Annotated in this window: 13 protein-coding genes; 7 read left to right on the top strand and 6 right to left on the bottom strand. The window is 70.9% G+C overall.

All coding sequences use genetic code 11. The features are described 5' to 3' along the window. Positions 1 to 7 precede the first annotated feature (7 nt). The gene (trhA, locus tag ACFO0B_RS01190; RefSeq protein WP_378610366.1) at positions 8 to 700 is read right to left on the bottom strand and encodes a PAQR family membrane homeostasis protein TrhA; all 693 of its coding nucleotides are present in this window, start codon (positions 698 to 700) and stop codon (positions 8 to 10) included. A gap of 95 nt (positions 701 to 795) precedes the next feature. Between trhA and ACFO0B_RS01195 the strand changes: the two genes are divergently transcribed. Further along, complete coding sequence (locus ACFO0B_RS01195) at positions 796 to 1,602, top strand: isoprenyl transferase (protein ID WP_378610367.1); 807 nt, start codon at positions 796 to 798, stop codon at positions 1,600 to 1,602. 13 nt (positions 1,603 to 1,615) lie between these two features. On the opposite strand, the gene coaA is transcribed toward ACFO0B_RS01195, so the two are convergent. After that, positions 1,616 to 2,548, bottom strand: a complete 933-nt coding sequence (coaA, locus tag ACFO0B_RS01200; RefSeq protein WP_378610368.1) for a type I pantothenate kinase — start codon at positions 2,546 to 2,548, stop codon at positions 1,616 to 1,618. 170 nt (positions 2,549 to 2,718) lie between these two features. Here coaA and ACFO0B_RS01205 point away from each other — a divergent pair, with 170 nt between their 5' ends. Genes ACFO0B_RS01205 through ACFO0B_RS01215 form a run of 3 tightly spaced genes read left to right on the top strand, consistent with a single transcriptional unit; the run spans position 2,719 to position 5,782 of the window. Beyond that, on the top strand, positions 2,719 to 3,927 hold the full coding sequence (locus ACFO0B_RS01205; protein ID WP_378610369.1) for a DUF885 domain-containing protein: 1,209 nt from the start codon (positions 2,719 to 2,721) through the stop codon (positions 3,925 to 3,927). A gap of 53 nt (positions 3,928 to 3,980) precedes the next feature. Then, positions 3,981 to 5,273 (top strand): serine hydroxymethyltransferase, encoded by a 1,293-nt coding sequence (gene glyA, locus ACFO0B_RS01210; protein ID WP_378610370.1) that lies wholly within the window; start codon positions 3,981 to 3,983, stop codon positions 5,271 to 5,273. A 38-nt stretch (positions 5,274 to 5,311) separates the two neighbouring features. After that, on the top strand, positions 5,312 to 5,782 hold the full coding sequence (locus tag ACFO0B_RS01215; RefSeq protein ID WP_378610371.1) for a limonene-1,2-epoxide hydrolase family protein: 471 nt from the start codon (positions 5,312 to 5,314) through the stop codon (positions 5,780 to 5,782). Positions 5,783 to 5,786: 4 nt separating this feature from the next. Here ACFO0B_RS01215 and ACFO0B_RS01220 read toward each other — a convergent pair whose 3' ends face one another. After that, on the bottom strand, positions 5,787 to 6,062 hold the full coding sequence (locus ACFO0B_RS01220; RefSeq protein WP_378610372.1) for a hypothetical protein: 276 nt from the start codon (positions 6,060 to 6,062) through the stop codon (positions 5,787 to 5,789). 295 nt (positions 6,063 to 6,357) lie between these two features. Between ACFO0B_RS01220 and ACFO0B_RS01225 the strand changes: the two genes are divergently transcribed. After that, positions 6,358 to 7,734: a PhoH family protein gene (locus ACFO0B_RS01225; RefSeq protein WP_378610373.1), complete on the top strand. Its 1,377-nt coding sequence runs from the start codon at positions 6,358 to 6,360 to the stop codon at positions 7,732 to 7,734. 140 nt (positions 7,735 to 7,874) lie between these two features. Next, complete coding sequence (locus ACFO0B_RS01230; protein WP_378610374.1) at positions 7,875 to 8,732, top strand: acyl-ACP desaturase; 858 nt, start codon at positions 7,875 to 7,877, stop codon at positions 8,730 to 8,732. 121 nt (positions 8,733 to 8,853) lie between these two features. Here ACFO0B_RS01230 and ACFO0B_RS01235 read toward each other — a convergent pair whose 3' ends face one another. Together ACFO0B_RS01235 and glpX are read right to left on the bottom strand one after the other, a co-directional pair. Further along, positions 8,854 to 10,257 carry a class II fumarate hydratase gene (locus ACFO0B_RS01235; RefSeq protein ID WP_378610375.1) on the bottom strand — a complete coding sequence of 468 codons (1,404 nt, stop codon included), beginning with the start codon at positions 10,255 to 10,257 and terminating at the stop codon, positions 8,854 to 8,856. Positions 10,258 to 10,356: 99 nt separating this feature from the next. Beyond that, positions 10,357 to 11,400 (bottom strand): class II fructose-bisphosphatase, encoded by a 1,044-nt coding sequence (gene glpX, locus ACFO0B_RS01240; protein ID WP_378610376.1) that lies wholly within the window; start codon positions 11,398 to 11,400, stop codon positions 10,357 to 10,359. 109 nt (positions 11,401 to 11,509) lie between these two features. Here glpX and ACFO0B_RS01245 point away from each other — a divergent pair, with 109 nt between their 5' ends. After that, entirely contained in the window at positions 11,510 to 12,085 is a 576-nt protein-coding gene (locus tag ACFO0B_RS01245; protein WP_378610377.1) for a DUF4245 domain-containing protein, read from the top strand. 6 nt (positions 12,086 to 12,091) lie between these two features. On the opposite strand, the gene ACFO0B_RS01250 is transcribed toward ACFO0B_RS01245, so the two are convergent. After that, a complete protein-coding gene (locus ACFO0B_RS01250) occupies positions 12,092 to 12,334 on the bottom strand; it encodes an exodeoxyribonuclease VII small subunit (RefSeq protein WP_378610378.1) in 243 nt (80 codons plus the stop codon).

The raw sequence follows: 12,334 nt of genomic DNA on the forward strand, positions 1-12,334 counted from the left end.
TACCGGGTCAGCGCAGCAGGACCAGCCAGATCGCGGCGTAGTGGGCGAGCGCGGCCAGCACGGTGGCGGCGTGGAAGAACTCGTGGTGGCCGAAGACCTCGGGCCACGGATTGGGCCATTTCGTGGCGTAGAGAACGGCGCCCGCGCTGTAGATGAGGCCGCCGATGACCAGCAGGATCAGCGGAGCCAGCCCGACCTCGGCGTGCAGCTGCCCCGCCACGGGGACCACCGCCCAGCCGAGCAGCAGATAGAGCGGCACCCCGACCCAGCGCGGCGCCGTCGGCCAGAGCAGCTTGAGCGCGACCCCGGCCAGCGCACCGGCCCAGACCACGGTGAGCAGCGTCCGCCCCGTCGAGCCGGGCAGCCCGAGCAGCGCGAACGGGGTGTAGCTGCCCGCGATGAAGACGAAGATCATGGAGTGATCCGCGCGCTTCATCCGGATCCGGGTCTGCGGCGTCCGCCAGGTGACCCGGTGGTACACCGCGCTCACCCCGAACAGCGCGCACACCGTGACCCCGTAGACCAGGGTCGACAGCACGGCCGTCAGCGAGACCGTGGTCGCGACCCCGACCAGCGCGACCACCGCGACGGCCGCGACCCCGACGGCCCAGGTGTGGATCCAGCCGCGCAGCCGCGGCTTGCCGATCGCCTCGGCCAGCTCCTCGGCGGGCGACGCGGCGGCGCCGACGGTATCGGACACGGGATGCCTCCTACTGAACTCTTCGGTAACCTACGGAACCGTAGGTTAATGGTGGCAGTCACCCTACCGGCACGCAATCGCCGGATGCTGTGTTCATGGTCTCGAGGCGTAGGGTGACCCGGGTGGAGCTTGGAAGTCAGGTGCGGGGGCTGCCCTATCGCCTCTACGAGTCCCGGCTGTCGAAGCAGCTCGCGGGCAAGGAGCACCCCCGGCACGTCGCGGTCATGTGCGACGGCAACCGGCGCTGGGCGCGGGAGAACGGCTTCACCGACGTCAGGCACGGGCACCGCGTCGGCGCGCTGAAGATCGCCGAGCTGGTCGGCTGGTGTGCCGACGAGGGCATCGAGATGGTCACCGTCTACCTGCTCTCCACCGAGAACCTGCGGCGCGACCCGGAGGAGCTGGAGACGCTCTTCGAGGTCATCACCGACGTGGTCGAGGAGCTCGCCGACCCGGAGCAGGACTGGAGCGTCCGGCTGATCGGCTCGCTGGACGGCTTCCCCGAGCTGATCGCCAAGCGGCTGAACACCGCCGCCGAGCGCACCATCGGCAAGCCGGGCGTGCACGTCAACGTGGCGGTCGGGTACGGCGGCAGGCAGGAGATCACCGACGCGGTGCGCTCCCTGGTGCGCCAGGAGATCGCCGCGGGCGAGACCGGCGAGGATCTGGTGCAGTCGATCACCGTCCCCGCCATCGGCCAGCACCTGTACACCTCCGGCCAGCCCGACCCGGACCTGGTGATCCGCACCTCCGGCGAGCAGCGGCTCTCCGGATTCCTGCTCTGGCAGAGCGCCTACTCGGAGATCTGGTTCACCGAGGCGTACTGGCCGGAATTCCGCCGCGTCGATTTCCTGCGTGCGCTGCGCGATTTCGCCGCGCGGCACCGCCGTTTCGGCGTCTGACCTGTCGGATATCTCACAATTTCCGCAGCCGCAGCCTATTGATGGTGTGATCCGCGTCCTTGCGCAACACCAGGGTGGCGCGCGGGCGGGTCGGCAGGATGTTCTCCACCAGATTCGGCCGGTTCGTCGAGTTCCAGATATCGCGCGCCGCGACCACCGCCTGATCGTCGGTGAGCGCCGAGTAATGGTGGAAATGCGCGCGCGGATCCGCGAAGGCGCCGTCGCGCAGCGTGAGAAAACGCTGTACGTACCAATTCTCGATGTCCTCGATCCTGGCGTCCACGTAGATGGAGAAGTCGAACAGGTCGGAGACCATGAGCCGGGGCCCGGTCTGCAGCACGTTCAGCCCCTCGACGATCAGGATGTCCGGCTGGTGCACGCAGTGCTTCTCGTCCGGCACGATGTCGTAGGAGACATGCGAGTACACCGGCGCGCAGACCTCGGCCGCGCCCGACTTCACCTCGGTGACGAATCGCAGCAGCTTGCGGCGGTCGTAGCTCTCCGGGAAGCCCTTGCGGTGCATGATGCCCCGCCGGGTCAGCTCGGCGGTGGGGTAGAGGAACCCGTCGGTGGTGACCAGGTCGACCCTCGGGTGGTGGTCCCAGCGCGCCAGCAGCGCCTGCAGCACCCGGGCGGTGGTCGACTTGCCGACCGCGACGCTGCCTGCCACCCCGATGACGAACGGGACCTGGCTGTCCGGGTGCGTTTCGCCGAGGAAGGTGGCGGTCGCCGCGAAAAGCCTTTGCCTGGCCGCCACCTGGAGGTGGATCAGCCGGGCGAGCGGCAGATAGACCTCGGCCACTTCTTCCAGGTCGATCTGTTCACCGAGCCCGCGCAGCCCGAACAGTTCTTCCTCGGTCAGTACCAGCGGAGTCGATTTGCGGAGTTTTCGCCATTGTTTCCGGTCGAATTCCACATACGGACTCGGCTCGCCCATTCGTGCCACTTACCCGATGCCTCCTCCGTGCAAACACGCTCCGTCGCGCGCCGGCTCGGTGCAAGTCGCTCCGCACCGTCGCCGCACAGCCGAATTGTGCTCCGCGCCGCGGGCGCACCGCACGCGGGGTCGGGAATTCGGCATGCCGGGGCGGTGCGTTTCGCGCTAGTCTCGGCCGAATGGAAGCGCATCCGCTCGTCACCGAGTACCTGCGGCTCGGCCTCGCCTTCGACCGCCTCGAAGAGGGCTTCGTCGATGCCTTCACCGGCGACCCGGAGCTGCGCCGGGCAGTCCGGAACGCGCCCGCGCCGGAGCCCGCCGAGCTGGCCCGCAGGGCCGCCGCGCTGCGGGCCGAGCTGCCCGGGGCCGGGTTGCCGCCGGAGCGAGCCGAATTCGTCGACGTGCACCTGCGCGCGCTGGAGTGCTCCGGGCGCAAGTTCGCCGGTGCCGAGATCGGCTTCGTGGACGAGGTGCGCGCCTACTTCGACGTCGAGATCGCCCCCGGCGACGAGGCGCTCTACCGCGAGGCGCACCGGCAGCTGGACGAGGTACTGCCCGGCGACGGCCCGCTGATCGAGCGGATCACCGCGCACCGGAAGGCCGACGAGATCCCGCCGGAGCGGCTGCGCGACTGCGTGGCGGCCTTCTCCGGTGCGCTGCGCGAGCGGGTGCGCGAGCGCTTCCCGCTGCCGGACGGCGAGCACGTCACCTACGAGGTGGTCGGCGACAAACCGTGGTCCGGCTTCAACTACTACAACGGCGGCTACCACTCCACCGTCGCCATCAACTCCGACCTGCGCCAGCAGATGGCGAACCTGCCGCACCTGATCGCGCACGAGTCCTACCCCGGGCACCACACCGAGCACTGCCGCAAGGAGGCCGGACTGGTCGCCGCCGGGCAGGCGGAGCAGACGCTCTTCCTCGTCAACACCCCGCAGTGCCTGATGGCCGAGGGCCTCGCCGACCTGGCGCTCAGGGCGATCGTCGGCCCCGGCTGGGGCGCGTGGGCGCAGGAGATCTACGCCGACCTCGGTCTCCGCTTCGACGGCGAGCGCGCCGAGCAGCTGTCGCGGGCATCGGCCGGGCTGCTCGGGGTCCGGCAGGACGCGGCGCTGCTGCTGCACGACCGGCACCGGGACGCCGACGAGGTGGCCGGGTTCCTGGAGCGCTGGGCGCTCACCACCCCGGAGCGGGCGCGGCAGTCGCTGCGCTTCCTCTCCTCGCCACTCTGGCGCGCCTACATCAGCACCTACGTCGAGGGCTACCGGCTGCTCGGCGGCTGGCTGGACGAGGCCGCCGGCCCCGCCGCGCGGGCCGACCGCTTCCGCCGCCTGCTGGACGAGCCGCTGACCCCCGGCGCGCTGCGCCGGGAGCTCGCACCCGCCTGACCCCGGCAGACCCGCCGCCGGGCGGCCCGCGGCGGGTCCATAGAATCGGCGGGGTGACGCAGACGACCGCTTCGGTGAACACCCAGTCCCTCGCAGAGCTCGACCCCGAGGTCGCGGCAGCGGTGGCGGGCGAGCTCGCCCGCGAGCGCGACACCCTCGAGATGATCGCCTCGGAGAACTTCGTGCCGCGCGCGGTGCTGCAGGCGCAGGGCAGCGTGCTCACCAACAAGTACGCGGAGGGCTACCCCGGCCGCCGCTACTACGGCGGCTGCGAGCACGTCGACGTGATCGAGAACCTCGCCCGCGAGCGGGCGAAGGCGCTGTTCGGCGCCGACTTCGCCAATGTGCAGCCGCACTCCGGCGCGCAGGCCAACGCCGCGGTGCTGCACGCGCTGCTGGATCCGGGCGACAAGCTGCTCGGGCTCGACCTGGCGCACGGCGGGCATCTCACGCACGGCATGCGGCTGAACTTCTCCGGCAAGCTCTACGACGTGCACTCCTACGGGGTGAGCAAGGAAGACCACCGGATCGACATGGACGAGGTGCGCACCATCGCGCTGGAGGCCAGGCCGAAGGTGATCGTCGCGGGCTGGTCGGCCTACCCGAGGCAGCAGGATTTCGCGGCCTTCCGCTCGATCGCGGACGAGGTCGGCGCCTACCTGTGGGTGGACATGGCGCACTTCGCCGGGCTGGTCGCCGCGGGACTGCACCCCTCGCCGGTGCCGCACGCCGACGTCGTCTCCTCGACCGTGCACAAGACCCTCGGCGGCCCGCGTTCCGGGATCATCCTGGCCAGGCAGGAGTGGGCCAAGAAGCTGAACAGCGCGGTCTTCCCCGGCCAGCAGGGCGGGCCGCTCATGCACGCCGTCGCGGCCAAGGCGGTGGCGTTCAAGATCGCGGGCACCGCGGAGTTCAAGGAGCGCCAGGAGCGCACGCTCTCCGGCGCCGCGCTGCTCGCCGAGCGGCTGACCGGCGCGGACGTCGCGGGGAGGGGCATCAGCGTGCTCACCGGCGGCACCGACGTGCACCTGGTGCTGGTGGATCTGCGCAGCTCCGAGCTCGACGGCCAGCAGGGCGAGGATCTGCTGCACGAGATCGGGATCACGGTGAACCGCAATGCCGTCCCGTTCGACCCGCGCCCGCCGATGGTCACCTCGGGGCTGCGCATCGGCACCGCCGCGCTCGCCACCCGCGGCTTCGGCGACACCGAGTTCACCGAGGTCGCCGACATCATCGCCACCGCGCTCGCCGGCGGCGAGCGCGAGCCGCTGCGGGCTCGGGTGCGCAAGCTGGCGCAGGACTTCCCGCTGTACTCCGGGCTGGAGGAGTGGGGCCTGCTCGGCTAGGGCTGTCGCCGTCGCGGGGGACCGCCTATCGTCGGTACATGGCCGACGATCTGGAGACCACCCGCAACGGCGGCACTGCGCCGCAGTCGCTGAACGGCAGCAGCCCCGGCACGCAGTCGGTGCGCACCGTCCGCACCTTCCTCGAGGCGATGGAGCGCGGCGACACCGACGCCGCCGTCGAGCTGCTGCACCCCGACGTGGTGTGGAAGAACACCACGCTGCCCGACGTGCGCGGCGCGCGCCGCGTCGCGGGCGTGCTGCGCGGGCTGGAGCGCCCGGCCCTCGGCTTCGCGGTCGAGGTGCACCACATCGCCGCGGACGGCGCGGTCGTGCTCACCGACCGGACCGACGTGCTGCGCTTCGGCCCGGTCGCCATCCGGTTCTGGGTGATGGGCACCTTCGTGCTCCGCGAGGGGAAGATCGTGCTCTGGGACGACCACTTCAGCTGGGAGAACTTCCTGCGCGGCACCGTCGGCGGCGTCTTCCGCGCGGTGTTCTCCCGCCGCTGACCCGCTACCCGGAGTGCTCGGCGAGGTACTCCAGGTAGAACGGCCGCAACTGCTCGGCGACCTCGCCCTCCCCGGCGTGCAGGTAGTCGTCGATCAGGGGCAGCACGTATTTGATGTCGGCCTCGCTCTCGCCGACCTTGCCCGCCGCGGCCTCGGCCGCCGGGATGCGCTTCAGCAGTTGCCACAGGTACTTCACGTCGGCGCGGCGCACCGCCAGCTTGACGGCCCGGTCGTGCAGCTCCTTGGACGACAGTGCGGCGAGATCCTCTGGTACGGCCATGTCCGCGACTTTAACCGCAGCCCGACCGGAATGCCGCTGCCTGCTCGTTAACGACATATTCACCGCCAGTCCCGCGCTACATGCAGCGCGGTGTCGGGGGTCGGCGGTAACTTCGTTGGTGCGGGCCGCGTCGTTGTGGTTCGTACGGGAGGTCCTGACCGTGACTGAGGCAATCAGTACGAGGGGGCCGGCACCCGGCCCTCGTGACGGTTGACGCAAGTCGGCCTTCATCAGGACGGACCGGTCCAGCGCGATCGTTCGTGCGGGTGCCGTGCGAACACTTTAGGAGCCCACCGTGACTGCTGCACGCTCCGTTTCCGCTCCCGCGTCGTCCGTATCGCCGGCAAAAGCAGATTCCCCGCGAGGGGAAGCCGTGGACGGCTGCAAGACCTTCGTCATCGACACCTCCGTCCTGCTCTCCGATCCCTGGGCCTTCACCCGGTTCGGTGAACACCACGCGGTCCTCCCGCTGGTGGTGATCGGTGAACTGGAGTCCAAGCGGCACCACCACGAGCTGGGTTGGTTCGCCCGCGAGGCGCTGCGCAACCTGGACGATCTCCGGCTGCAGCACGGCAGGCTGGACGAGCGGTTGCCGATCGGTACCGAGGGCGGCACCCTCCAGGTGGAGTTGAACCACACCGACCCCGCGTTGCTCCCCGTCGGTTTCCGTACCGACACCAACGACGCCCGCATCCTCGCCTGCGCGCTGAACCTCGCGGCCGAGGGGGCACGGGTGGTGCTCGTGTCGAAGGACATCCCGCTGCGGGTCAAGGCCTCCGCCGTCGGGTTGGCGGCGGAGGAGTACCACGCCCAGGACGTGGTGACCTCGGGCTGGTCCGGGATGGTCGAGCTGGACGTCGCCGGTGACCGGGTGGACGCGCTGTACTCGGAGTCGTCGATCGACCTGGAGGAGGCGCGGGAGCTGCCCTGCCACACCGGCATCCGGCTGCTCGGGCCGAACTCCAGCGCGCTGGGGCGGGTCACGCCGGACAAGCGGGTGCAGGTGGTGCGCGAGCGCGAGGCGTTCGGGCTGCACGGCCGCTCCGCGGAGCAGCGCATCGCGCTGGATCTGCTGCTGGACGAGAGTGTCGGCATCGTCTCGCTCGGCGGCCGCGCGGGCACGGGCAAGTCGGCGCTCGCGCTGACCGCCGGGCTGGAGGCCGTGATGGAGCGGCGCACGCAGCGCAAGGTGGTGGTGTTCCGGCCGCTGTACGCGGTGGGTGGTCAGGAGCTCGGCTACCTGCCCGGCAGCGAGAGCGAGAAGATGGGCCCGTGGGCGCAGGCCGTCTTCGACACCCTCGAGGGGCTGGCCAGCCGGGAGGTGCTGGAGGAGGTGCTGAGCCGGGGCATGCTGGAGGTCCTCCCGCTCACGCACATCCGCGGCCGCTCGCTGCACGACTCCTTCGTGATCGTGGACGAGGCGCAGTCGCTGGAGCGCAACGTCCTGCTCACGGTGCTCAGCCGGCTCGGCAGCGGGTCGCGGGTGGTGCTCACGCACGACGTGGCGCAGCGCGACAACCTGCGGGTCGGCAGGCACGACGGCGTCGCGGCGGTGATCGAGAAGCTGAAGGGCCACCCGCTCTTCGCGCACATCACGCTGACCCGCAGCGAGCGCTCGCCGATCGCGGCGCTGGTCACCGAGATGCTGGAGGAGTACGGGCCGAACTCCTGAGCCGCTGAGCCGTCCGGCGGTCCCCTTCCGGGGGCCGCCGGTTGGTGCGTGCCCTCGCGGAAGGGGGGCCGCGCTGGGGTACTGCCCAGTTTCTCGACCGGGCATCCCCGTATCGGGCGCGGACCCGCTACCTTGTCAGCGTGCACACAGTGTTGACCGACCGCGAGTTGCTGGAGTCGCTCACCGACGAGGTGGAGCTGAACCTGCATCGCCACATCCAGATCGCCGACGGCTGGCAGCCGCACGACTACGTCCCGTGGTCCGACGGCCGCAACTTCGGCTTCCTCGGCGGCGAGGACTGGGATCCGAGCCAGACCACGCTCGGCGAGACGGCGAAGCTGGCGCTCACGGTGAGCGTGCTGATCGCCGACAACCTGCCCTCGTACCACCGGGAGCTGGGCAAGTCGCTGCGCAGCGGGCCGTGGTGGCGCTGGGTCGGCCGCTGGACCGCGGAGGAGAACCGGCACGAGATCGTCATCCGCAACTACCTGATGCTTACCCGCTCGGTGGACCCGGTGCAGCTGGAGCGGCTGCGCATGGACCACATGACCACGGGTTTCCGGCGCGCCCCGCTGCACCTGCTCGACGTGCTGGCCAATGCCGCCTTCGAGGAGGCCGCCTCCGCCATCAGGCACCGCAATACCGCCGCGCTGAACGAGAACCCGATCGTCACCGCCATCGCCGAGCGCATCGCCCGCGACGACGAGCTGCAGTCCGAGTTCTTCGCCGACCTGATCTCCGCCGCCTTCGACCTGGCGCCGGACCAGACGCTGCGCGCCGTCGCCGACCGGGTCGCCGAGTTCCGGGTGCCCACCGTCGCGCTGCCGGACGGCCGCAACAGCGACGATGTGCTGGCCGAGGCCGGGATCTACCGCGCCGCCGACGAGAACCGGCTGGTCTTCGCCCCGCTGCTCGACCGGTGGAAGGTCTTCACCCGCACCGACCTCGGTGAAGCGGGCGAGAAGGCCCGCGCCGAGCTGGCGCATCTGAAGGGCTGATCTCCTCCGCCCCGGCCGGAGAGTGGCTCCGGCCGGGCCCGCGGTGCCCGACCCGGCTGCGCCGCCGAGTGGTATCCCGGCCGGGGCGCTGCCCGAACGAAGTCGCGCAGCCGGGACCGGCCTATCGGTCCTCGGCCACCCGCGCCATGGACAGCACGTCCAGCCGACGGTCCAGCTCCTCGAGGCTGAGCTTGTCGCCGATGAGATCCCGGTCGATCACCGTCTGCCGGATGGTCTTGCCCTCCTTCAGCGCCTCCTTGGCGACCGCCGCCGCCTCCTCGTAGCCGATCGCCGAGTTCAGCGGGGTCACGATGGAGGGCGAGGACTCCGCCAGCGTGCGCAGCCGCTCGGTGTTGGCGACCAGCCCGTGCACGCAGCGATCGGCGAAGAGCCGCGAGACATTGGCGAGCAGCCGGATCGACTCCAGCAGGTTGCGTGCCATCACCGGGATGTAGACGTTCAGCTCGAAGGCGCCGCTCGCGCCGGAGAAGGCCACCGTCGCGTCGTTGCCGATCACCTGCGCCGCCACCTGGGTGACCGCCTCCGGCAGCACCGGGTTGACCTTGCCCGGCATGATCGAGCTGCCCGGCTGCAGGTCGGGCAGCTGCAGCTCGCCGAGCCCGGTGAGCGGCCCCGACCCCATCCAGCGGATGTCGTTCGCGATCTTGGTGAGGCTGACCGCGACGGTGCGCAGCGCGCCCGACGCCTCGACCAGCCCGTCCCGCGCCGCCTGCGCCTCGAAGTGGTCATCGGCCTCGCGCAGCGCCTCCAGACCGGTGCTGCGGCGCAGTTCGGCGACGACCCGCGCGCCGAAGTCGGCGGGCGCGTTCAGCCCGGTGCCGACCGCGGTGCCGCCGATCGGCAGCTCGCCGAGCCGGGGCAGCGTGGCCAGCACCCGCTCGATCCCGGCCGCGATCTGCCTGGTGTAGCCGCCGAACTCCTGCCCGAGCGTCACCGGCACCGCGTCCATCAGGTGCGTACGCCCGGACTTCACCACCGTGCGCCACTCGCTCGACTTGTCCCGCAGCGCCAGCCGCAGGTGGTCCAGCGCGGGCACCAGCTGGGTGACGATCGCCTCGGTGGCGGCCAGGTGCACCGCGGTCGGGAAGGTGTCGTTGGAGGACTGCGACATGTTCACGTCGTCGTTCGGGTGCACCGTGACGCCCGCGTTCGCGGCGATCGAGGCGATGACCTCGTTGGCGTTCATGTTCGAGCTGGTGCCGGAGCCGGTCTGGAACACGTCGATCGGGAACTGGTCGTCGTGCTTGCCCTCCGCGATCTCGGTCGCCGCGGCCACGATGGCCTCCGCCTTGGACGGGTCGAGCAGCCCGAGTTCCCTGTTCACCGTGGCGCAGGCCGCCTTGAGCAGCCCGAGCGCCCGGATCTGCGCCCGCTCCAGGCCGCGGCCGGAGATCGGGAAGTTCTCCACCGCGCGCTGGGTCTGCGCCCGCCAGAGCGCCTCCACCGGGACGCGAACCTCTCCCATGGTGTCGTGTTCGATCCGAAACTGCGTGTCCTCGGTCATAACTCCGACCCTAGGCCGCGCCCCGGCGGGATGGGGGAGCCACGGTCGAGAGGAATCGCACAGCCCCGGCGCGGAATCCTCCGGCCGGGGCCGCGGCGATCAGAACTGCGGCGGGTTGGCGTTCTCGTCGCCGTCGAAATCGACCGACGAGTACTCGCGCAGCTTGGTCAGGCGGTGGTAGGCGTCGATCATGCGCACCGTGCCGGACTTCGAGCGCATCACGATGGAGTGCGTCGAGGCGCCGCCGCCGAAGTAGCGGACGCCGCGCAGCAGGTCGCCGTCGGTGACGCCGGTGGCGCAGAAGAAGACGTTCTCGCCGGAGACCAGATCCTCGGTGCCGAGCACGCGGTCCAGGTCGTGGCCGGCGTCGACGGCCTTCTGCTTCTCCTCGTCGTCCTTCGGCGCCAGCTTGGCCTGGATTTCGCCACCCATGCAGCGCATGGCGGCGGCCGCGATGATGCCCTCCGGGGTGCCGCCGATGCCGACCAGGATGTCGGTGCCGGAGTCGGGGCGGGCCGCGGCGATGGCGCCTGCCACGTCGCCGTCGGAGATCAGCCGGATCCGGGCGCCCGCGTCGCGGACCTGCTGGATCAGGTCCGAGTGCCGGGGGCGGTCCAGGATGCAGACGGTGAGGTCGGACTTGTGCAACCCCTTCGCCTTGGCGACCCGGCGGACGTTCTCCGAGATCGGCACCGAGATGTCGACCACACCCGCTGCCTCCGGCCCGACCGCGATCTTGTGCATGTAGAACACCGCGGACGGATCGAACATGGCGCCGCGCTCGGCCACCGCGAGCACCGAGATGGCGCCGGGGGAGCCCTTCGACATCAGCGTGGTTCCGTCGATCGGGTCGACCGCGAAGTCCACGTCCGGCCCGGTGCCGTCGCCGACCGCCTCGCCGTTGTAGAGCATGGGCGCCTCGTCCTTCTCGCCCTCGCCGATCACCACGATGCCGCGCATCGATACCGAGCTGACCAGCTGGCGCATCGCGTCGACGGCCGCGCCGTCACCGCCCTCCTTGTCCCCGCGGCCGACCCAGCGGCCGGCGGCCATGGCACCGGCCTCGGTGACGCGGACCAGCTCCAGCGCGAGGTTGCGGTCGGGTGCCTCACGGCGGCTCGGTGCGGGCGAAGTTGCCGTCATCGCGGGGTGCCTCCTTGGTTCGGGAAATCCACCGCGATTGTCTCACTACGACCGGTACGCCCGTACACCCCTGTGCGCGGGCTGCGCCGCAGGTGGGGATACTGGAGGTGTGCCGAACCAGAAGCCACGCATCCTGCACGACTACAGGGATCTGTTCTTCTCGCTGATCCCGCTGGTGCTGATCGCCGTGGTCTTCGCCGGGCTGGCCAGCCAGTGCAGCTTCTCCGCCACCGGCCCCACCCAGGGGCGGATCCCGCATTTCGACGTCGACGCCGCGCTCGGTTCGGACGCCCGCACCCTGCCCTTCCCCATCCGTAACCCCGAGCTCCCGGCCGACTGGACCCCGAACTCCGGCAGCAGAGAGACCATCACCGCCGCGGGCGGCGGGCCGGTCAGCACCGTCGGATACATCACCGGGGATGGCACCTACGTGCGGCTCTCGCAGAGCAGCGCGACCGAGGAGCAGCTGGCCCGGTTCGTGCTCGGCTCCCGCTACCCGACCGGAACGGTCGACGTCGACGGCGTGAAGTGGGTGGTCTACAGCGAGCCGACCGAGGAGAACGCCTGGGTCGCCGACCTCGGCGCGGTCCGGGTGCTCGTCACCGGCGCGGGCAACGAGGCCGCCTTCCGCACCCTCGCCGGCGCCACCACCGCGGCGCGGCCGCTACAGCCGCCGTCCCGCTGAGGCCGTTCACTCCCCGTGCTCCAGGTCGGCGCGCGCGAGCGCGTTCTCGACGCGTTCGCGGGCACCGGCGAGGTGCTCCTCGCAGCGGTTGGCCAGGGCTTCTCCGCGCTCCCAGAGCGTGAGCGATTCGTCCAGGTCGAGCCCGCCCTGCTCGAGCATCCGCACCACGGTGGCGAGCTCGTCGCGGGCCCGCTCGTAGCCGAATGCGGCAACGTCATCGACGTTCTCCCCGGCATCTTTGTCCGGCAC

The sequence above is a fragment of the Nocardia jiangsuensis genome (genome assembly GCF_042650385.1).
Taxonomy (GTDB): domain Bacteria; phylum Actinomycetota; class Actinomycetes; order Mycobacteriales; family Mycobacteriaceae; genus Nocardia; species Nocardia jiangsuensis.